This window comes from Synechococcus sp. R5-13, from assembly GCF_047462015.1.
In the GTDB taxonomy this organism is placed as follows: domain Bacteria; phylum Cyanobacteriota; class Cyanobacteriia; order Thermostichales; family Thermostichaceae; genus Thermostichus.
This window is the reverse complement of sequence record NZ_JANSIL010000155.1, coordinates 1-20768: the sequence shown is the minus strand read 5'-3', so window position 1 is coordinate 20768 and position 20768 is coordinate 1. Positions and strand designations below refer to the sequence as shown.

The window sequence follows — 20768 nt, the reverse complement described above, 5'->3', positions numbered from 1 at the left end:
CCCTTACTCCGTCACTGGGATCCCTTCTTGGGCCAGCCATGCTGTTAGCTCTCCCCAGTTGCGATAGACAGCCAGAACCCGTGAGCGATCGGGGTGATAGGGGGCAGCCAAGCGCTCCAACTGCAAAAAGCGGGCCTGGGGAGGGATCACCGCCGCTTCGGGATCGGGGGGAGTGGGTCGGCGCAAGGAGCTGCTGTAGCCGCGGTAGATCAGCACCAGATCAGACTCTCCCTCGCTTTCCACCTCCACCCGCAGCACCTCTTGCGGGTGGTCTTGGCTATAGCGCTCCAAGGCCAAGGGCCAAGGCAGGGCCCTCATGCTTCCAGTTCCCCCTTATCAGTTCCGGGTCGCAGCCGCCAGACAAAGTAGAGGCTGTAGAGCAGGTAGGCCACCAGCCCCCAGGCCCCCACGCTCCCCAGCAGCTCCGGCGATACATTGGGATGGAAGATCTCCCGAAACCCCAGCGGTGGCCCAAACCAAGCCCGGCACTCCTCTGGCAGAGAAGTGCGGAAAGCACAGGGCACAAAGGCCCCCGAAAAGAGGATCCCGGCCCCCATATAACCAGTCAGGCCCCACCGCCAGAGCAAAAAGGCTCGCGCCGCCCAGGTTCTCGACTGCTCGAGAGCAGCACTCCAGTCCCGCCAAAACCAAAGACAAACCAAGATCAACAGCCGCGCCATTGCTCCACTGAGAAAGCTGACGGGCAGGCCCCCAATCATCAGGTACACCGTCACCGCCAAGAGGCTCGATACCCGCCAATAAACGATCAATAGCTGAATCAAGGGCCGCAACCCCACCGCAAAAGCCCAAATCAGCAGCAGCAATGGCATCACCACCGTCAGCGCCACTGCCAAGCGGTAGTCCAGCCAGATTGCATCCACCAGCCAACTCTGGGGAGTCATCCTCACCCTCTGCCACTCCTGCCCCTTATTAGTATATGAAACCTGGGGGATCCAGGACGGGACACAGAGAGTTACGGAATGTTAACGCCTGCTGACCATCCCCAGCAAAACTTTACACCAGACAGCTTTCAGAAAGTTTTCCATTTTGCCGCTACCGATCCCCGAAAGTGGTAGATTCTTAGCTAGCTCCTCAGAGGAGTATCCCTGTCGTTCGGAAGGCCAGCTGCCTGTCTGAGCGACCAGCGGAGTCTCCTTCAGACCTTGGCCCAACTTAATCTCATTAAGTATTGTTACTTAATCGTGTTATCTTGGGTTAAGGTCAAACCTTGAGAGGCATGACCTCGAAACCATGGCCCGTTCTTCCAGACTCCTCTCTCACAGTTCTACCCGTTGGAAGGCGACCCAGTGGAAGCCCAGACCACTGCCTCCCTTGGAGAATGCACCTCCTTCTCCGAAGCGGGAGGAAGAGACAGGGGATCCAGTTGCGTCAGAGCCACCCCTTGCCCTGGGGAAGCCCGATTTGGCGAGGAAGGTGAAGGGTGGAGCTAGGGGGGCAGCAGTTGCTGGCAGCGGGAGCTATGAAGCGCTGCAGCTGTGGCTGGTGCTGGTTACCTTGGGGGTAAGTCTGGCCATTGCCGTGGGAGTGGCCCTGGTTTACTCTCTGGGGGTAGCTGCCAACTACTTGCTGGGGGCGGTTGTTGGCGTGGTTTATCTGCGCATGCTGGGCCGCGGCGTAGCGGAGCTGGGCAAAAGCCGCAACCGTTTGGGGGTGACGCGTTTGGCTCTGTTTGTCGGGCTGATCGTTTTAGCCACTCAGGTGAAGTCTTTACAGATATTGCCCATTTTCCTGGGGTTCATGACCTACAAGGTCACCCTGCTCATTCATCTTGTCCAGACCTTGACCCGTTCATCTTCTTCTGTGTGATGCCCATGAACCTGTCCTTCTCCTCTCCTCCTCTTTTGGCAGAACTCGAGGTCGGCCATCACCTTTACTGGCACCTGGGCAAATTCACGGTTCACGGGCAGGTTTTGATCGCCAGCTGGATCGCCATTGCCCTGATCTTGACGGTGGTTATCTTGGGCACCCGTCAACTGCAGCGGGAGCCGGCTGGTCTGCAAAACTTTGTCGAGTATGCCCTGGAATTTGTGCAGAGCATTGCCCGTGCCCAGATTGGCGAGAAAAACTTCCGGCCCTGGGTACCCTATGTCGGCACCTTGTTCCTGTTCATCTTCGTCTCCAACTGGATGGGCAACCTCTTCCCCTGGAAGTTAATTCCCCTGCCGGAAGGGGAGTTGGCTTCCCCCACCAACGACATCAACACCACTGCTGGGTTGGCGCTGCTCACCAGCATCATGTATTTCGTGGCCGGCATCAGCAAGCGGGGGCTGTCTTACTTCAAAAAGTACATCGAGCCTACCCCGATTCTGCTGCCCATCAACGTTTTAGAAGATTTCACCAAGCCCCTTTCCCTGAGTTTCCGTCTATTCGGCAACATCCTGGCAGAAGAGCTGGTGATTGCGGTGTTGGTGTTGCTGGTGCCCTTGTTTATCCCCGTGCCGGTGATGATTTTGTTTCTGTTTACGGGGGCGATTCAGGCTTTGATCTTCTCAACCCTCTCGGCAGCTTACATTGGAGAGGCGCTGGAAGGTCATGGAGGAGGGGATCACCACGATTGAGCCCGCTGTTTGGCCGATCACCTTGGCCTTTTCACGGAGGATCATCTCAAGTGGGCCAGCGCAAGGGATCCCTTCTTTTGGTAAGGTTTGTTGGGGCTGACAGATTGGTTCTGAAAGCCGCCGACAAGGGAGTGATTTGAGGCTGTAGTGTACCAGACCCGATCACCTCTGAAGCTCAAGAGACGTTGTTGTTGTGTCAATCACCAAGGAGCATCTCACTATGGATCCGTTAACCTCTGCTGCTTCTGTTCTGGCTGCTGCTCTGGCCATTGGTCTGGGATCCCTGGGTCCTGGGATCGGACAGGGGAACGCCGCTGCTGCTGCGATGGAAGGGGTGGCCCGCCAACCGGAGGCGGAAGACAAGATCCGCGGCAACCTGCTGGTTAGCCTGGCCTTCATGGAAGCTCTGACCATCTACGGCTTGGTGGTGGCTTTGGTGCTCTTGTTTGCCAACCCCTTCGCCTAGTGTCCTACGGGGGCGGGCCGCAGCGATGGCCGAGGTGAGCCATATCCGCCCCCCAACCCGGCCTGACGGTAGACCTAAGTTTCTGTTGGGGTCATAACACCCATGCTCTTCCAAACTCTATTGGCTGTTGAAGCGGCCGAAAAAGGTGGTCTTTTCGATCTGGATGCCACCCTGCCCCTGATTGCCATTCAGTTTTTGCTGTTGGTGGCAGTGCTCAACTCCCTCTTCTATGAGCCGGTTACGCGGGCTATCGACAGCCGCAGCGACTACATCCGCACCACTCAAGCGGAAGCCCAAGAGCGGTTGGACAAGGCGGTGTCGTTGACCCGACAGTATGAGTCTGAGATCAGCCAGGCCCGCTTGCAAGCCCAGCAGGTGATCGCCGAAGCGGAGGCCAGTGCTGCTCGCATTCGTTCCGAGAAACTGGCTGCTGTGCAGGCAGAGATCCAGCAGAAGCTGGAGGCGGCGCGGCTACAGGTCGAGCAAGAGAAGCAGGCAGCCCTCGAACAGCTGCAGCAGCAGGTGGATGCCATTGCCGCCCAGATTACCCAGAAACTGTTGGGCAGTGCTCGTTAGATCGCTGGTTGGAAGTAATTTTGGAGGAGCTTGCGATGCCTGTGTGGAGTTGGGTGGCCGGTTGGATCTTGGCTGTGGCCGAGACCACGGAGCTACTCCCAGAAGCCAAGGCAGGAGAGGGGGATCTCTTGGCCAAGATTCTCGAGAGCAACCTGATCAACATCGCGATCATTCTCACCTTGCTGTTTATCTTGGGTCGCAAAGTGGTGGGAGAAGCCCTGGCCAAGCGGCGGGAGGGGATCCTAGAAGAACTGCGGCAGGCGGAGCAGCGCAAGCGGGAAGCCATCGAGAGGCTGGCGGAGGAGCAGCAAAAGCTGGCCCAGGCTCAGCAGGAGGCTGAACGTATCCGCAAGCAGGCGGAAGCCAACGCCGAAGCCCGTCGGCAAGAGTTGTTGGAGCAGGCGGAGCGGGAAGTGGAGCGGCTGCGGGCCAATGCTGAGAAAGAGTTGTCCAGCGAGCAGGAGCGGGTTTTTCAGGAGTTGCGTCGGCAGATCGTTCGCCAAGCCCTGAGCAAGGTGGAGCAGGAGTTGCCGCAGCACCTCAACGAAGAGACCCACCGCAGCCTGATCGAGAGAGGGATCCAAATGATTGCCCGCTAACTCTCAAGGAGGAGAAAGGTATGATCAGCAGCACAATGGCCGAGAAGGTGGTGGATCCCTATGCCGAGGCTCTCATTGCTCTTGGGTCAGGCCAGGGATTGCTGGACACTTTTGCCGCCGATATGCGCTTTATTGCCGAGGTTTTGCGGGCTACGCCGGAGCTGGGCCAGTTTCTCGCCAACCCGGTGATCAAGGCCGAGGCCAAAAAGAACCTGCTGCAGCAAGTATTTGCCGAGCAGATCCACCCTCTGCTGCTGAATGCGCTGAAGTTGTTGACCGACCGCCGCCGTATCATGTTTCTCGGGACTGTTTGCCGGCGCTTTTTGGATCTGCAGCGGAAGCTCCAGAACATCGTCCTGGCCGAGGTGACGACGGCGATACCCTTGACGGAAGCTCAGCAGCAGTCAATTCGCGAGCGGGTGATGGACTTCACCCAGGCCAGCGGTGTGGAGTTGCAAGCCACTCAGGATCCGGAGCTGCTGGGAGGGGTGGTCATCAAGATTGGATCCCAGGTGATCGACCTCAGCTTGCGTGGACAGTTGCGCCGGCTGGCCTTGCAGTTGGCCTAAGTTGTTTTTTGAGGATCCCTTCCCGTTACCTTGAGAGGACTGCTATGCCTACCATTCGCCCAGACGAGATCAGCACCATCATCAAACAGCAGATCGAGCAGTACAACCAGGAGATGCAGGTCTCCAATGTGGGGACAGTTCTGCAGGTGGGGGATGGCATCGCCCGCATCTACGGTTTGGATAAGGTGATGGCCAGCGAGCTGCTGGAATTTGAGGATGGCACCACCGGTATTGCCCTCAACCTGGAAGAAGACAACATCGGTGCCGTGCTGATCGGCTCCGGGCGGAATATCCAAGAGGGATCCACCGTCAAATCCACGGGCAAGATTGCCAGCATCCCGGTGGGGGAAGCCCTCTTGGGCCGCGTGGTGGATCCCCTGTGCAACCCCCTCGACGGCAAAGGCCCGATCCAGTGTACGGAGTCTCGCCTGATCGAATCTCCGGCACCTGGCATTGTCGATCGCCGCTCTGTGTACGAGCCCCTGCAAACCGGCATTACCGCCATCGATGCCCTGATCCCCATCGGGCGGGGGCAGCGGGAACTGATCATCGGCGACCGCCAAACCGGCAAGACCACCGTTGCTGTGGACACAATCCTGAACCAAAAAGGGCAGGATGTGATCTGCATTTACGTGGCCATTGGTCAGAAGCAGAGCACCATCGCCCAGGTGGTGGGCATCCTGACCGAGCGAGGGGCTATGGACTACAGCATTGTGGTGGCTGCCGGCGCCGATAGCCCGGCTCCGTTGCAGTGGCTGGCCCCCTATTGTGGTGCCACCATTGCCGAATACTTCATGTACCAGGGCAAACACACCCTGGTGGTCTATGACGATCTCTCCAAGCAGGCGGTGGCCTATCGGCAAATGTCGCTGCTGCTGCGCCGTCCACCCGGTCGAGAAGCCTATCCTGGGGATGTGTTCTACCTGCACTCGCGGCTATTGGAGCGAGCCGCCAAGCTGAGCAGCCAACTGGGAGAGGGATCCATGACGGCACTGCCGATCGTGGAAACCCAGGCCAATGACGTGTCGGCCTACATTCCCACCAATGTTATCTCCATCACCGATGGGCAGATCTTCTTGGAATCGGATCTGTTCAACGCTGGCATCCGCCCGGCCATCAACGTCGGGATTTCCGTCAGCCGCGTCGGCTCGGCAGCTCAGACCAAGGCGATGAAAAAGGTGGCTGGCTCCATCAAGGTGGAACTGGCGCAATACCGCGATCTGGAGGCCTTTGCCCAATTTGCCTCTGACCTGGATGAGGCTACCCAAAAGCAACTGGCCCGCGGCCAACGGCTGCAGGAGTTGCTGAAGCAGCCACAGTACTCTCCCCTGTCTCTGGATCAGCAGGTGGCCATTATCTATGCGGGAACACGAGGCTATTTGGATGACATTCCGGTGGAGAAGGTCTCCAGCTTCAAACAGGGCCTTTTGGCTTACCTGGGCACCACCCATCCCAAGTACGGCGAGATCGTCCTCTCCACCAAGCAGCTCACCGACGAGGCAGAAGAAATCTTGAAAACGGCCATCACAGAGTTCAAGCAGAGCTTCGTGGCCAAGGCGGCCTAGGGTGACGCGGATCTCTCCTGGCCCGGATCCCTGTCGACCACCAAAATAGAGGGAGTAGGTTATGGCAAACCTCAAGCGCATCCGCGATCGCATCAAGGCGGTGAAAAACACCCGCAAAATTACCGAGGCCATGCGGCTGGTGGCAGCAGCCCGAGTGCGGCGCGCCCAAGAGCAAGTGATGGCCACCCGTCCCTTTGCCGACCGACTGGCCCAGGTTTTCTATCGGCTGCAAACTCGGCTGCGGCTGGAAGATGTCAACTTGCCTCTGCTGAAGCAGCGGCCCATCCAGACGGTGGGGCTGTTGGTGGTGGCCGGGGATCGGGGCTTGTGCGGAGCCTACAACGCCAACGTGATTAAGCGCACCGAGGAGCGAGTTCGCGAGCTGCAGGAGACAGGGCAGCAGGTGCAGCTTTACCTGGTGGGCCGCAAGGCGGTGCAGTATTTCCAGCGGCGCTCCGCTCCCATCGCCAAGACCTACGTGAATTTGTCGCAGATCCCCACGGCGGCTGAGGCTGCCCAGATTGGGGATCAGCTCCTCTCGGCCTTCTTGTCGGAGAAGGTGGACAAGGTAGAGCTGCTCTATACCCGCTTTGTCTCTTTGATCAGCTCCCGTCCGGTGGTGCAATCCCTGTTGCCCCTCGATCCGTCGCGGTTGGCCACTCAAGACGATGAAATTTTTCGTCTTTTGGTGCGGGGCGGAGAGTTTACTGTCGAGCGCAGCAAAGTCATCGCAGCGGTCTCGGCCCCACCTCAGGACATGATCTTTGAGCAGGATCCCGTGCAGATTTTGGATGCACTGCTGCCGCTGTACCTGAACAACCAGTTGCTACGGGCCTTGCAGGAGGCGGCGGCCAGCGAATTGGCAGCTCGCATGACGGCCATGAACAACGCCAGCGACAATGCCAGCGAGCTCATTCGCACGCTGGGTCTTGCCTACAACAAAGCTCGCCAGGCGGCCATTACTCAGGAGATCCTGGAGGTGGTGGCCGGAGCAGAAGCCCTGTAGACTTCTCAGAGGGGATCCCCTGAGGAGCCGAGGTTGCGTTGCCGCGCCATCTGGGAGTTGAGCAGAACCACCGGCAAAATCCCCACTAAGACAATGGCCAAAGCCGGTGCCCCTGCCTCCGCGAGACGCTCATCGGCTGCCAAGCGGTAGGTTTGCACCGCCAAGGTGTCGAAGTTGAAGGGCCGCAGCACCATCGTGGCCGGCAGCTCCTTCATCACATCCACAAATACCAGCAGCATGGCCCCCAAGAGGCCACCGCTCATCAAGGGCAAATGCACCCGCCACAGGGTGCCCAGGGATCCCTGCCCCAGGCTGCGGGCCGCTTCATCCAAACTGGGGGGAATGCGCAGCAGCGTGGCCTCAACGGTGGCCAAAGAAACGGCCAAAAACCGCACCAGATAGCCGAACACCAAAGCCGTGAGGGTGCCACTGATCACCAGGCCAGGTGGCTGTTGCAGCACCACCTGCCGCAGGTAGCTCAGCAGTTGATCCAACCACCCTAGGGGAATCAGAACCCCCACTGCAATCACCACCCCAGGCAGCGCATAGCCCAGAGAAGACAACTGCACTGCCAGCCGCAGGCCCCACGGGGATCCCGCCCGTCCTAGCCCCTGCATGCGCAGCCCGTAAAGCACCACCACCGACACGGAAACAGCAATGATAGCCGTGATGGTGGATAGCCAAAAGCTGTTCTGGGCGTAGCTCCAAAAGCGGCGACCCAACTCCCCCTGCCGCAGGGTCATGTGGAGCAGGATCAAGGCCGGCACGACGAAGCCCAGCCCAATCGGGATCCCACAGGCTAGCCAAGCCCCCACCGCCCGGATCCCTTGTAGGCGGTAACGGGTTGGGGTGGGTTTGAACCCTTGGCGATAGTAGCGCGCCCGCCGGCGGGAGACCTGCTCCATCGTTATCAGCAGCAACACCAGCAGCAACAGCAGCGCCGAAAGCTGAGCCGCCGCCACCGGATTGCCCAGGGCCGTCCAGGTGCGGTAGATGCCGGTTGTAAAGGTATCTACCCCGAAATAGCTGACGGTGCCGAAATCGTTGAGGGTTTCCATCAAGGCCAGCAGACAGCCGGCCACGATCCCCGGTCGGGCCAGCGGCAAAGCCACCTTGAAAAAGCTGGCCCAAGGCCCATAACCCAGGGAGCGACTCACCTCCAAACAGGCTACCGACTGTTCCTGAAAGGCCAGCCGGGCCGAGAGGTAAACATAGGGATAGAGGGTGAGGATCAGCAGCAGGATCGCCCCCCACAACGAGCGAATGTTAAGGAACCAGTAGTCGCCGATCCCCCAACCTGTTACCCGCCGCAGCCAGATCTGGAAACCGCCGGTTACCTGCAAAAAATCGGTGTAGGCGTAGGCCAACACATAGGTGGGGGCCGCCAGGGGCAGCACCAACATCCACTCCAGCCAGGCCCGCCCCCAAAACTGACACATGGTCACCAGCCAGGCAGTGCCACTGCCCACCAGGATGACCCCCGCCGCCACCCCTGCCATCATCACCAGGCTATTGCGCACATAAAGCCCCAAGACCGTATCGGCCAGGTGCTCCCAAACCTGCCGCTCGTCCGCAAAAAGGCTGAGCAACACCGTAAGGACAGGAACGAGAATGAGACCGCTGAGGGTCAGAGTCAGAAGCGCCCAGCCGTTCAGAGGAAAGAAGCCACTTCCCGGCAGAGATTTGCTCAACAACTTCAACCTCATCTCTTTGTCCATCTCAACAGGCGGGAGCTACCTCTTGAGCAACTCCTGGGGAAGAAAAGGGGATCCTCCAGGGATCCCCAACCAAGTTTTCTCTCAAAACAAGCTCTTGGGCAGCTTAACGAAATAAACGATGTTCTCGTCTTGCTTGTTACCAAGGTAAGGCATAGTTTTTTCTTGAACCGCGCCCTTTTCCGAGACGATGCCAAAGTCGTCGTCGTTAACTATCGCTAGGGTAGTTGAGTTGAGAATGGCCAACCCCTCGGGCTTGTCGTGGGGATAATTGGGGATCGACATAATGTCAAATACTTCTTCTTTGTTTTCTGTGTTCAAGAGCAGATCCCGCTTTGGAACAGGAGCCTTTTCGGGAAGGTTTTCAATTGCCTTTGCCGGGCTATTGGTGTAGAAAGAAGTTAAAGAAAGCAGGAGCAAGAACAAGCCTGCTGTTCGCAGTTGTTTCATTTGGCAAACCTCCAGAAGCTTTTGAAAAAGAAAGACAGGACGCCTGAGCGGCCTCGAACGGAAGCAACGCCGTCCTAGAGTGTCGACGCTTGGCCAAGAACCGTCAAGCTGCTTAACGTTCACGGCGTCAAGCAATGAAAGGCTGCACTCAGGGCCTGTCCTGGAGGCCTGATCTACTTCCAACCGGCCCGATCCATTACCTTTAGGGCATCAGGGGTGACGCGGCCAATGCTGGCGGCGTTGATCGTATCTTCCTTAAAGGTGCCAAAGCTGGCCACCAACGAGTCGATCTCAGCCCCGGGCAGTACCGGGTACTCATTGTTGCTCTGGGCAAAAATGGCCTGCGCCTCTGGCCCGGAGAGAAACTCCAAAAATTGGATGGCCGCGTCTTTGTTGGGAGCTGTTTTCAGAATGCCGGCCCCGCTGATGTTGACGTGGGTGCCACGATCCTGCTGGTTGGGGAAGAAGACGCCGATTTTCTCGGCTACGGCGCGCTCTTCTGGATTGTCGGATTTGATCAAACGGGGCAAATAGTAGGTGTTGGCCAGAGCCACATCTCCCACTCCGGCGGCCACGGCCTTGATCTGATCCGTGTCTCCCCCTTCCGGCGGACGAGCAAAATTGGCTACTAAACCCCGTGCCCATTGCTCTGTTTCCGGGATCCCGTGGGCCAAGATGATCGAAGCCGTCAAGGATTGGCTGTAAACGTTGCTGGAGGAGCGGGTGAGCACCTTGCCCCGCCATTTGGGGTTTGCCAAGTCCTCATAGGTGGACAACTCCTTGGGATCCACCTTGTCTTTGTTGTACATGATCACCCGCGCCCGCTTGGTGAGGCCAAACCAGTACCCCTCTGGATCCCGCAGAGACTCGGGAATATTTTTGGAGAGCGTCTCCGACTGGATGGGTTGAAACAGGCCCTCGTTCTGAGCCCGCCACAACCGGGCAACATCCACCGTCATGAAGATGTCGGCGGGGCTGTTGGATCCCTCGCTGCGGATGCGCTGGACGATCTCATCGGCGTTGCCCTGCACCCAATTCACGGTAATGCCCGTTTTCTGCTGGAAAAGTTCGTACAATTTCTCGTCTGTGCCGTAGTGCCGCGAGGTGTAGAGGTTCACTTCCCGATTGGCGCCATGGGCCGGACGCAGAAGAGACCCTGCTGCCAGAGCCGCAGAACCTAGCGTGGCTCCACTGACAAATTGCCGTCGCGATAAGCGCATACCCAACTCCTAAGTTCAAAAACATCTCAAGAGACACAGCTCCACCGGCCAAGCTGGCCATGCCTCTCTCTGAGAAAAAACCTGAAAGCTACGCCCAAAGGACAAAGGCGGTTCCCGCAAATCTCACTCTGTTGACCCTCATCTTAGGCCAGCTTTATTGAGACTTTTATTCAAGAACCTCGCCTTGGGGCAATGATAGAGGATCTCAAGTACCGGGTCAAGCTCTTAGAAGTTTTTCTCATCTCTCACCCTTTGGGATGGAACTGGCCAACTTCCCCCTGTTCTCGACAGCACTCGAGATGGCCGGCGACCCAGCCGATCTTGCCGATCTTGTTGAGCAATCGGTCTGTGGCCGGAGCCCCGCGGAGCAGTATTGACAACACCCGCAAAAGCTGGAAGGGCTTCGGGTATAACGGGAGCAGGGTAAATGACAGAGCTATGGTGAGCTCCCTTTCTGGACTACCTCAGGCGCAGGTGCAAGAGAATAGCAGGGATCCAGGTGTCTCTATCCTGGTCTGCGGCTACAACGATTTGGTGGAGCTCACTCTCCAAGCCCTAGAAGCTTTTGGACATCGCGCTGTAGTAGTTGCTCCCGATCTGCCCCCTCATTTGGAAGAGCAGTGGCAATACCTACAGGCGGATCCCCGCCAGCCGGGGGTGTTGCAGCGGGCTGGGATCGAGCGGATTAGGGTGGCGCTGCTCCTGGAGGACAGCGACCAAGCCAATTTCGAGCTGGCTTTGCTGATTCGAGATCTCAATCCACAGGTGCGTGTCGTCTCCCGTCTGTTCAACCACAGCCTTGCCCGCTATCTCGACTCGGCTTTGCCGCAGCATTTTTCCCTATCGGTGGCGGCTTTGGCTGCCCCGGCTTTTGCCCTTAAGGCTGTTTCCGACGAATTTGTTGGCTACTTTGAGCTGCCCCAGCTGGAAGCCCAGCCGGCCACGCTTCCGCCAGAGCTGGCAGATCCGGCTTACTTTGTCTCAGACCGAGAGACCACCCTCTGGAACGTGGTAGAGCTGACCATCGGATACAACTCCCGCCTGCTGCATATGCCCCTCTCGGAGCTGGAGGAAACTTTTGGGGCGCGGGTGCTGTTTCATTACCCGGTGGATGGGCTTTCTAACTTTTCCAAACAGCGAGTTTTCGACGACTTTGACCACGAGGCAGAGCTGCTGGAGGGGGATCGCGTTTTGGTCATTTGCGATCCCAGAGCCTACCTGCAACTGTTGGAACGCAACGGGCGACGGGGCTCCTCACGGGCACAGCGCTGGGCCAGCGGCCAGATGCAGGACAAGCGACAACAACGGCAAGGCAGGTCGTTGGGGCGGGGATCCCTTGGGTCTTGGCTGCGCAGAGGAGTGCAGGGACTCCTACAGGTCAAGCCCATCGTGCGCACCCTCACCTTCACCTTGGGGGCCATGCTGGTGCTGGGGGTGATCAACTTCAGGATGATCGGCAAACCCCTCATCGATGGGCTTTTGCTGACGATCGTGGTGCTGACAGGGGGCTACGGGGATATCGAGGCTTTTCAACAGCCGGAAACACCGCTGGGGGTGAAGGTGCTGGCGGTGATGATGACCTTGGTGGGGGCTGCCCTGGTGGGGTTGATTTACGGCTTGGTGACCGACAAATTGGTGAGCAGTCGCTTTGGCTTGGGTCGGGCTGCCCGTATGCCCAAAGAGGATCATGTGGTGATCGCAGGGTTGGGGCGGCTGAGCTATTTGGTGCTGCAGTTGTTGCGGCAGATGGGCTACGAGGTGGTGGTGGTGGATCCCAATAGCGAGAACCCTCTCTTGGAGGCAGCGGAACGGGAGGGAGCGGTGGTGGTTCGTGGGGATTATGCCCTGGCAAGCACGCTGCAGCAGGCTCGCATTCAAGGCAGCCGCTGCCTGATCTGCACCACCCCTGACGATCTCACCAACCTGGAGACGGCCCTGACGGCCCACAGCCTGCAACCGGGGATCCGCACCATTTTGCGGGTTACCGATCCCGAATTGGCGGCTCGCATGCAGCGCCACATGCAGACCCTGGGGATCAGCTACAGCGCTACCGGGCTGGGGGCACGGGCTTTTGCCACCGCAGCACTGGTGGGATCCGTCTACGGCACCCTGGCTTGGCAGGGGGAAACTCTGCTGGTGACGCTGCTGGAGGTCTCGGCCGATTGCCACTACCTGGGGCTATCCTTGCGCCAACTGGCCCAGGACTATGACCTGGTGATCTTGCTGCATCGCTCCCGACCGGGGAAACCCTGTGTTTTTCCCAAGATCTGGCAAAAAGAGGGCAAGACCCTGTTGAAAGAAGGCGATCAACTCTATGTGATGGGAACGGTGGAATCCCTGATTCGCTTAACCCAAGGACGGCCTCTTCCCCCAGAGCTGTATCAGGTGCGCCTCCTAGAGTATCGCAACCCCTATTTTGAAGAGGAGATCCTCTCGGCTTTATCGTTCTACGCACGCCTGCCCAAAACGGCCCTGAAACCCCTATTGGGCTGTCTGCCGGCGGTGGTGAGCCCACCCCTTCCCCGCGACAAGGCAATCAAGTTAGCCCGCCAACTGCGCAAAATGAGCACTGAAGTGCAGGTGTTTGCCCAGGCGCAGCCTGCCCATTGGATCCCTGCAGCCATGAACGAAAACAGCGAGAGTAATCTGAATTGATTTGGACACTGTTCTGTTTATTGGTCTATTCTGCACTCCGTAGTCCAAAACATCTCGTTATGGGCAGTTGGACATTCAGGAGATAGGCTTTTCGGCTGCAAGTCGCACAAAGCGATTTTGGTTGTAGAGCTGCTGAGCCACCACTGCGAAACCCACCTTCTCCAGCAACCACACCAGGTCTTCGGCGCTGAAGCGATTGTGCTCGTAGAAGTGGGTAAACTGATCCAGCAGCGTTTCCAAAGGCGTGTCCGACTGGAAGAGTTGGGCCTCTGTATCGGCATCGAAGTAGAGGCTGAGCGGGGCGCGCACCCAATCCACCAGCAAAAATCGCCCCCCCGGCTTGAGTAGACGCAACACCTCCTGCAACAAGCGCAAGGGCTGCACCATCTCGTGCAACACCACCACTGCCTGAGCTGCATCGATGCTGTTGGCCGCAAGCGGCAAGTGAGGGTCGTGCAGGTCGGCCTGCAGCAAATGGACTCCAGGGATCCCCTTCAAGTCTGCCGCCGCTCGCTCCAACATGTAGGGCATCACATCCACCCCGATGAAGTGTCCTCCGGGATAGCGTTGCGCCCACTGACCCAGAGCAAACCCCGGCCCGGTTCCCAGATCCAACAAGCGCGGTGCAGGAGGCAGACAGGGCTCAATGTGCATCTGCCAGAACTGCCAAAACGCCTCGTTAAAGCGCCCAGGAGCCGTCGCCACCATGCGCTCGGAAAAGCTGGGGCCGCGATGGTGTTGGTAAAGCAGTTGAAAGGTATCGATGCCAGTTTCCGGCATGGCTGAAACTCAAAGGAAGATCGGGCCTAACGAGCAGTGGGAGCGCTGGAAAAGTTGGCAATGCCGGTCTCCAGGTCGCTAAAGCAGGTCAGTACCTTTTCCATGGAGGTGAGGTTGAGGACGAGGGCCACACTTTCCGGCACGCAACAAAGGCTAATGTTGCCCCCAGCAGCACGGCACTTGCGCAAAGCCGAGATCAACACCCCCAGCCCAGAGCTGTCCATAAAAGTGACCGATGACATGTCGATCAACATATTGGGATAACCGAAATCTAAAACCTGCTGGAGCAATTGCCGAACTTCTGAGGCGGCCTTGGCATCAAAACGACCCTCCAGCGGCACAATCGCCAGTTTTTGCCCTTGTGGAGTCTCAGCAGTACGGATGCGCAGCTTGAAATCCATCGTTTCCGGTGAAGACCTCATGCCCCACCTTAACACCATCCGCTACCGCCCACCAGGAAATCTTGTGAAGATCCCCAGGGACAGCGCGGCTCCCTCCAAAAACATCTGCCCTCTCGCCCCCAGCTCCTCTCCCAACAAGCCAGAGGGAAGCCGTGTAAACCTATGAAGTAAGAGCCGCCCCAGAGCTTAGCAGGAACTCCATCCCCCGCAGGGAAGGGATCCGGCCTCGGCCACAAATTCCGCATCTTAGGCGGATCTACCTACAGCATAGGTTGCAGGGTTAAAGCCTCCGAGTCTATGGAGGGAAGGGACATGTGCAAACGGGGACGGTGCATAGAGAGCAACTGGGCCAGCCGCTTGCGCAGCTCAGTACGGGGCACAATCGCGTCGATGAGCCCTTGGGCCAGCAGGTACTCGGCGGTTTGGAAGCCTTCTGGCAGCTTGCCCTTGCCGATGGTTTGCTCGATTACGTTGGGCCCGGCAAACCCCACCTGCGCGCCCGGCTCGGCCAGGATCAAATCTCCCAGCATGGCAAAGCTGGCAGTTACCCCGCCATAGGTGGGATGGGTGAGCACGGAGATGAACAATTGTCTGGCGTCGCGGTGCCTTTGTAGGGCGGCTGAGGTCTTGGCCATCTGCATCAGGCTGAGGATCCCTTCCTGCATGCGGGCCCCCCCCGAAGCCGAAAAGAGGATCAAGGGCAGGTGATCGCAGGTGGCCCGTTCCGTGAGGCGGGCGATCTTCTCGCCTACCACCGAGCCCATGCTGCCGCCCATGAAGCGAAAGTCCATCACTCCAATCGCCACCGGGATCCCTTCCAGGCTTCCCAACCCTGTCAGGACGGCATCCTTGAGCTGGGTGCGCTCCTGGTAGGTGGCCAAGCGCTCGGAGTAGGGCTTTTGGTCGAAAAAGTGCAGGGGATCCGTGGGAGCCAGGTGTTCGTCCAGGGGCTGCCAGGATCCGGGATCCAAAAGCTGTTCCAGACGCTCTGGGGCTGTAATGCGGTGGTGATGCCCACAGCTGGGGCAAACTTGCCAGTTTTGCTGCAGATCCTTGGTGTAGGTCAGGGTGTCACAGGCAGGACACTTTTGCCAGAGGCCATCGGCAATTTCTCTCACCTGACGCTCTTTGTCGAAGGGGCTGCTACCTGTCAGGTTCAGAGAGGTTTGTCTGCGCCGCTCCGCAAACCAATCCAGTAGAGACATAGCTGTTGAAATATCCTCCCTACTCAGGGATGTTGAGAGCCCTGCCGGTGAGCTGCGAAACACATCTCAACGTTCTCAAGCTATCAAAGAATCGCCCAACTGAAAATAGAGACAACAGCAGGCAATGGAGACTCGGTGGCAGGTGCTGACCACAGGGGATGGATCCCTGACCTTTTTCTCGGAAGAGTTTGGACAGGCTTTTCACAACGTCAGTGGTGCCGCCCAGGAGGCTTTGGAGAAGTTTGTCCGCCCTTGCCGGCTGGATCGGCTGCCGTTGGAACGGGATCCCGCCCAGCCCATTCGCCTTTTGGATATTTGCTTTGGCTTGGGCTACAACTCCGGCCTTGCCCTAGAAACCATTTGGCAAATCCGGCCCGATTGTCTTGTGGAGGTAATCGGCCTGGAGCGATCCCCGGAAGTACCCCGGCAAGCTTGGCAGGCAGGGGTGGGATCCGACTGGAGCTTTGGGCAAGAATGGCAACACTGGATTGAACAGGGATCCTGGCAATCGGAGCGCTGGCGCGGAACGCTGCTGTGGGGCGATGCCCGGCAAACGGTGTTGCAGGTGCCGCTGGGGTGGGCAGATGCGGTGTTTTTGGATCCCTTCTCGCCTTCTGTTTGCCCAGAGCTGTGGACGGTGGATTTCCTGCGGGCCGTGGCCGAACGGATGCGCCCCAGCGGGATTTTGGCCACCTATTCCTGTGCAGCGGCGGTGCGAGCGGCTCTGTTGGAAGCAGGGCTTTTCATCGGCTCTACCCCCCCGGTAGGTCGTCCTTGGCCGGGGACAGTGGCCTCGCCCCAACCCGATCACCTGCCGCCTCTTTCCCCCATGGAGTGGGAACACCTGAAAACCCGCGCTGCCGTGCCCTATCGGGATCCCACCTTGCAAGGGGAGCGATCCCAAATCCGGCTGCAACGCCAGCAGGAACAGCAGGGATCCCCTTTGGAGCCCACTTCTGCTTGGAAACGCCGTTGGCCCGTGCAAGCCTAGAGAGTGGCCCGGAGTTCAGATCTGGACAACTTTTCCCAGGATTGCTGCCCGAGTGTATCCAAGACACCTGCGCTATTCCCGTACCCTTACGCAAGCCACCATTTCTTGACAAAGTTAAGCTAGGATGAAACTTTTCTGCTGTGAATGCCATGTCCTCTGAGGAGTCCCTCCCGCTGACGCGAGCAGCCTCTGCCGGTACGCTGGTTGCCCTTTGTGCTGAACAGCACCGCGTCATCCTGCAGTTTTTGACTCGCCTGTCTCGAGCGCCGGAGTTGGATCTGGAGCAGCGACGCCTCTGTGTACAAAGGTTGCGACAGCGCCTCTCCCGCCACATTCAACTGGAGCGCCATGTTCTCTACCCCCTGCTCAGGTCGGCTCTCCAGGCGGATCCCCACCTTAGCGACCAAATTGAGCGGCTGGAGCAACATCTGCGGGATCAGATCCCGGAGCTGACGCGCTTTTTGCACCAATCAGAGCGCACTCCCCAGCAGGTGGATCCCTCTGCTGCCCTTCACTTCTATCGGAAACTGCGGGCTCAGTTTGATCAGGAGGAGAAAATCTTGCATCCCCTCTTTGCCCAGCATGTCTCTCCCGCCGCGGAGCAGCAGCAGTTGCGCCTATTCCGCAAACGCCTGCAAGCCAGCGCTGCTTCCAATCGCTCTGCACATAGCCGTCGCGTTGCTTTGAATGAGCTGGAACGGCAGGCGATAACCCGCCCTGTCTTGCCCAACGAGCGTCTCTGGTCGCTGCAGGGCAACGCTGTGCAGATGTCCGCTCCCTAGCCAACGACGGTCTTGTTGTTGGAGGCTGCCTGGTGGTGTTCGCAGGCGAGGTTGTGGTATCTTTGCCGCAACCGGCCTGCTGACCCTAGAACCATGCAACCCTGGGATCCGGAAACCTACGTCGACCAGATGGCCCAACTGCTGCAACTGCCCCTGCATCCCGACCACCGAGCAGGGGTGATCGAAAATTTTGCCCGCTTTCTGCCCATTGCTCAACAGGTGCTGGAGTTCCCGTTGCCGCCGATAGTTGAGCCAGATCCCACCTTTGACCCTCAGCCATGACCGGGGATCCCCACCTTCTCGGCAGCGCTGACGCGGTCTCTATTGCCAGGGCTGTCCGCCAGGGATCCGTGAGCGCCCAAGCGGTGGTGGCCGCCTGTCTGGAGCGGATTCGCCGGCGGGATCCCCAGCTCAATGCCTTTACAGCTGTCTTGGAGGAATCGGCCTTACAAGCGGCGGAGCAGGTGGATCGACAGGTGGCTCAAGGGATCCCTGTAGGCCCGTTGGCAGGGGTGCCTTTTGCCGTCAAGAACTTATTTGACGTGGCCGGCCTCACCACCCTGGCTGGCTCGGCGATCAACCGCGAGAATCCCCCGGCCATCCAAGATGCAACGGTGGTGGCTCGTCTCAAGCAGGCAGGGGCAATCTTGGTGGGCACCCTCAACATGGACGAGTACGCCTACGGCTTCGTCACCGAAAACAGCCACTACGGCCCCACCCACAACCCCCACGATCTCAACCGCAGTGCGGGGGGATCCTCCGGCGGCTCGGCAGCTGCAGTAGCAGGAGGTTTGGTGCCTCTCGCCCTGGGCAGCGACACCAACGGCTCGATTCGGGTACCGGCCTCTTTGTGTGGCGTCTACGGCCTCAAGCCCACCTATGGCCGTCTATCGCGGGCAGGAGCGGCTCTGTTTGCCGCCAGCTTTGACCACGTGGGCCCCTTGGCCCGTTCGGTGGCCGATATTGCCCTCAGCTTCGATGTCATGCAAGGGCCGGATCCCCAAGATCCCGTCTGTACCCGGCGTCCTGTAGATCCCACCTTTGGGCAATTGGGGCAGGGGATCGAGGGCTTGCGCATCGCGGTGGCGGATGATTACTTTGCCCGAGGGGCAGAGCCCCCCATCTTGGCGGGGGTAGAAAAGGTGGCCCAAGCCTTGGGGGTCGGCCAGACTGTGCGGATCCCGGAAGCCCAGCGCGCCCGTGCCGCCGCCTTCCTGATCACGGCTGCTGAGGGAGCCAACCTGCACTTGCCCAACCTGCGAACTCGCCCCCACGACTTTGACCCGGCCACCCGGGATCGCTTTTTGGCCGGAGCTTTGCTGCCCGCCAGTTGGATCTTGCAGGCGCAGCGCTTTCGCCGCTGGTATCGCCAGCAGGTGCAGGCCATTTTTCAGGAGATCGATCTGTTCATCGCCCCCACCACCCCCTGCTTTGCCCCCTTGCTCGGCCAAGAGAAGATGGTGATCGATGGGGTAGAGGTTCTCACTCGGCCCAACCTCGGCCTCTACACCCAGCCCCTCTCGTTTATCGGTCTGCCGGTGCTTTCGCTGCCGTTGCGCGAGAGTGGATCCCTGCCTTTTGGCGTACAACTGGTGGCCGCCCCCTACCAAGAAGCCAAGTTGCTGCGGGCAGCCGCCTATTTGGAGAAGCTAGGGATCCCCAATGCGCAGCCGGTTTGAGCCATGAAGAGCCCTACTTTTGCAGCACATCTAGCGCTAGAGCTCGTGGGCATCTTCTCATGAACACTAAATATGTAGATGAACCGGTTGTGTGGTCAAGACAAGATTTCAATTGCTTTTGAGGAGCCGCTTTAGTCTCTGTGTAGCCTGTGGGTAACGTCTGAAGCTGTATTGGGGCAGAATCTTTGGCCTTGGCTCGCAAGAGAGATTGGGGCACCGGATATTAAAGTAAAATTAAGCCCCCAGTTGTTGTATCAAATGCCTCCTTCTCCAGGCTTGGCCAATAGAATGAACAGCATAAAATAGACACGGCACCCCCACCTGGACTCTATAACCCTATGGATCATCCTGATTCTGTGGCTCGGCGCTACATGAAACTGTGCGAGGCCTATCTCTCTCTCAACGAAGCCTTCGACAAATTGGATCAGTCCCACAGCCGCCTACAGCGCTACATCAAACGACTCCTTGGCTATTTCAGTGCTGCCCAACAAGCTCTGGTTCAACTGCCGCTCTTGCAACAGCGGATTGAGCAGAGCGACCGCTGGATGAACTCCTTGCGAGAAGAACTGCAAGCCAAAGAGGCCCGGCTTGGCGAGCTAATCGCCAACTACGACCAAGTCTGCGGCGAGCTGGACTCTACCAAAGCAGAACTGTTGAGCGCTCAAGCGCTGATTGAGAAACTGGAAGCCGAAAATGCTCAGATTTTGGAACGCTTGAGTCGGCTCACCAACATGGAAGAGGAAATGGCAAACTTGGCGGAACAGCTGGCCCAAGCGAACGAAGCTTGTCAGCAGATGGAGGCTCGAAATCGCGAGCTGGAGCGAGCTTTGGGAGACCGGGATCAGCACATTTACAGCCTGCAAGAGCGATTGGCACAATTGGAGCAAGAGATGGCCTTCCTGAAAGCTCAGCGGGATGAGGCCCAGCAAGCTGCACAACTGGCTGTATCTCGCGCTGAGCAGGCGGAAGCTAGGCTGAAGGTGCAAACCGAACAAGTTCAGACTTTGCAAAATAAGCTCCATCAAGCCGAGGAGCAGCTGGCCATGGTAACCCTGAACGAGCTGGAGCTCCTGCTCAGCCATAACTCGATGAACCTCTTGCGAGAAGCGGGGCAGGCTGCAGAAGTAGATGCCCAGGTGCTGGCAACCGTACCGACCTCTCTGGCCGAGGCGGAACACATTCTGCTGGAGATCGACCAGTTCATTCAGTTCATTTTGGCCTGCTCGGAGCCCATGAAGTCGCAGGCTGCGTGACATACTCCCGACGCTGTAGCTAGCTTCCCGCAGGGTTGCTACGCACACAGCGCGGGCTTCTCAGTGACCCCTGCTATCGCTTCAGACATTTCCTGAGCTTAAGGACTACGTCCCGCTGACGCGAAAAGGACGGGATGCCCCACCACCCTGTAGAGTAGTGCGTAGTGACTAGTCACTAGTCACCAAATTTTCGGGCTGGAGGCCCGAACCATAGCCGCAGGCTTGGTGTCGGGAGGAAAGCCCTCCTCCATATAGGTTTGCTGGTCAAAAGTCTGGA

The 20768-nt window shown here is 58.5% G+C and carries 22 protein-coding genes; 14 read left to right on the top strand and 8 right to left on the bottom strand.

Going from position 1 to position 20768, the window contains the following annotated elements; translation table 11 throughout:
* Nucleotides 1–3 precede the first annotated feature (3 nt).
* Together NW840_RS11765 and NW840_RS11760 are read right to left on the bottom strand one after the other, a co-directional pair.
* Nucleotides 4–318 (bottom strand): hypothetical protein, encoded by a 315-nt coding sequence (locus NW840_RS11765; RefSeq protein ID WP_414330481.1) that lies wholly within the window; start codon nt 316–318, stop codon nt 4–6.
* Complete coding sequence (locus NW840_RS11760; RefSeq protein ID WP_011434226.1) at nt 315–902, bottom strand: DUF3177 family protein; 588 nt, start codon at nt 900–902, stop codon at nt 315–317. Before NW840_RS11760 ends, NW840_RS11765 begins: the two co-directional genes overlap by 4 nt.
* A 520-nt stretch (nt 903–1422) precedes the next feature.
* Between NW840_RS11760 and NW840_RS11755 the strand changes: the two genes are divergently transcribed.
* The 8 genes from NW840_RS11755 to NW840_RS11720 all read left to right on the top strand — a co-directional run bounded on the left by NW840_RS11755 (nt 1423) and on the right by NW840_RS11720 (nt 7360).
* Nucleotides 1423–1827, top strand: a complete 405-nt coding sequence (locus NW840_RS11755) for a hypothetical protein (protein WP_238376806.1) — start codon at nt 1423–1425, stop codon at nt 1825–1827.
* 5 nt (nt 1828–1832) lie between these two features.
* Nucleotides 1833–2579: a F0F1 ATP synthase subunit A gene (gene atpB, locus NW840_RS11750; protein ID WP_414330483.1), complete on the top strand. Its 747-nt coding sequence runs from the start codon at nt 1833–1835 to the stop codon at nt 2577–2579.
* Nucleotides 2580–2799: 220 nt separating this feature from the next.
* Entirely contained in the window at nt 2800–3045 is a 246-nt protein-coding gene (atpE, locus tag NW840_RS11745; RefSeq protein WP_235280127.1) for an ATP synthase F0 subunit C, read from the top strand.
* A gap of 102 nt (nt 3046–3147) precedes the next feature.
* A complete protein-coding gene (locus NW840_RS11740) occupies nt 3148–3621 on the top strand; it encodes a F0F1 ATP synthase subunit B' (protein WP_414344458.1) in 474 nt (157 codons plus the stop codon).
* Between the two features lie 35 nt (nt 3622–3656).
* Complete coding sequence (locus NW840_RS11735; protein WP_414344457.1) at nt 3657–4220, top strand: F0F1 ATP synthase subunit B; 564 nt, start codon at nt 3657–3659, stop codon at nt 4218–4220.
* 20 nt (nt 4221–4240) lie between these two features.
* Nucleotides 4241–4789 carry an ATP synthase F1 subunit delta gene (gene atpH / locus NW840_RS11730; protein WP_414344456.1) on the top strand — a complete coding sequence of 183 codons (549 nt, stop codon included), beginning with the start codon at nt 4241–4243 and terminating at the stop codon, nt 4787–4789.
* 44 nt (nt 4790–4833) lie between these two features.
* On the top strand, nt 4834–6354 hold the full coding sequence (gene atpA, locus NW840_RS11725; protein WP_011434218.1) for a F0F1 ATP synthase subunit alpha: 1521 nt from the start codon (nt 4834–4836) through the stop codon (nt 6352–6354).
* A 61-nt stretch (nt 6355–6415) separates the two neighbouring features.
* Nucleotides 6416–7360: a F0F1 ATP synthase subunit gamma gene (locus NW840_RS11720; protein ID WP_414330493.1), complete on the top strand. Its 945-nt coding sequence runs from the start codon at nt 6416–6418 to the stop codon at nt 7358–7360.
* Nucleotides 7361–7365: 5 nt separating this feature from the next.
* On the opposite strand, the gene NW840_RS11715 is transcribed toward NW840_RS11720, so the two are convergent.
* The 3 genes from NW840_RS11715 to NW840_RS11705 form a co-directional block, all read right to left on the bottom strand.
* A complete protein-coding gene (locus tag NW840_RS11715; RefSeq protein WP_414344454.1) occupies nt 7366–9066 on the bottom strand; it encodes an ABC transporter permease in 1701 nt (566 codons plus the stop codon).
* A gap of 93 nt (nt 9067–9159) precedes the next feature.
* Nucleotides 9160–9525, bottom strand: a complete 366-nt coding sequence (locus NW840_RS11710) for a hypothetical protein (RefSeq protein WP_414344453.1) — start codon at nt 9523–9525, stop codon at nt 9160–9162.
* A gap of 173 nt (nt 9526–9698) precedes the next feature.
* The gene (locus tag NW840_RS11705) at nt 9699–10751 is read right to left on the bottom strand and encodes a Fe(3+) ABC transporter substrate-binding protein (RefSeq protein ID WP_414344452.1); all 1053 of its coding nucleotides are present in this window, start codon (nt 10749–10751) and stop codon (nt 9699–9701) included.
* A 432-nt stretch (nt 10752–11183) separates the two neighbouring features.
* Between NW840_RS11705 and NW840_RS11700 the strand changes: the two genes are divergently transcribed.
* On the top strand, nt 11184–13400 hold the full coding sequence (locus NW840_RS11700) for an NAD-binding protein (protein WP_414344451.1): 2217 nt from the start codon (nt 11184–11186) through the stop codon (nt 13398–13400).
* Nucleotides 13401–13475: 75 nt separating this feature from the next.
* Here NW840_RS11700 and NW840_RS11695 read toward each other — a convergent pair whose 3' ends face one another.
* The 3 genes from NW840_RS11695 to accD form a co-directional block, all read right to left on the bottom strand.
* Nucleotides 13476–14180, bottom strand: coding sequence for a class I SAM-dependent methyltransferase (locus NW840_RS11695; protein WP_414344449.1), 705 nt, complete (start codon nt 14178–14180; stop codon nt 13476–13478).
* Nucleotides 14181–14206: 26 nt separating this feature from the next.
* Complete coding sequence (locus NW840_RS11690) at nt 14207–14602, bottom strand: STAS domain-containing protein (RefSeq protein ID WP_414344448.1); 396 nt, start codon at nt 14600–14602, stop codon at nt 14207–14209.
* Nucleotides 14603–14841: 239 nt separating this feature from the next.
* Nucleotides 14842–15786 (bottom strand): acetyl-CoA carboxylase, carboxyltransferase subunit beta, encoded by a 945-nt coding sequence (gene accD / locus NW840_RS11685; protein WP_414344447.1) that lies wholly within the window; start codon nt 15784–15786, stop codon nt 14842–14844.
* Nucleotides 15787–15910: 124 nt separating this feature from the next.
* Between accD and NW840_RS11680 the strand changes: the two genes are divergently transcribed.
* The 5 genes from NW840_RS11680 to NW840_RS11660 all read left to right on the top strand — a co-directional run bounded on the left by NW840_RS11680 (nt 15911) and on the right by NW840_RS11660 (nt 20491).
* Nucleotides 15911–16777 (top strand): tRNA (5-methylaminomethyl-2-thiouridine)(34)-methyltransferase MnmD, encoded by an 867-nt coding sequence (locus NW840_RS11680; RefSeq protein WP_414344446.1) that lies wholly within the window; start codon nt 15911–15913, stop codon nt 16775–16777.
* A gap of 149 nt (nt 16778–16926) precedes the next feature.
* Nucleotides 16927–17559, top strand: a complete 633-nt coding sequence (locus tag NW840_RS11675; RefSeq protein WP_414344444.1) for a hemerythrin domain-containing protein — start codon at nt 16927–16929, stop codon at nt 17557–17559.
* 93 nt (nt 17560–17652) lie between these two features.
* Nucleotides 17653–17841, top strand: coding sequence for a DUF4089 domain-containing protein (locus tag NW840_RS11670; protein ID WP_414328765.1), 189 nt, complete (start codon nt 17653–17655; stop codon nt 17839–17841).
* A complete protein-coding gene (locus NW840_RS11665; RefSeq protein WP_414344442.1) occupies nt 17838–19238 on the top strand; it encodes an AtzE family amidohydrolase in 1401 nt (466 codons plus the stop codon). The genes NW840_RS11670 and NW840_RS11665 overlap by 4 nt, the downstream gene beginning before the upstream one ends.
* Nucleotides 19239–19576: 338 nt before the next feature.
* Nucleotides 19577–20491 carry a hypothetical protein gene (locus NW840_RS11660; protein WP_414344441.1) on the top strand — a complete coding sequence of 305 codons (915 nt, stop codon included), beginning with the start codon at nt 19577–19579 and terminating at the stop codon, nt 20489–20491.
* The last annotated feature ends 277 nt before the right edge of the window (nt 20492–20768 follow it).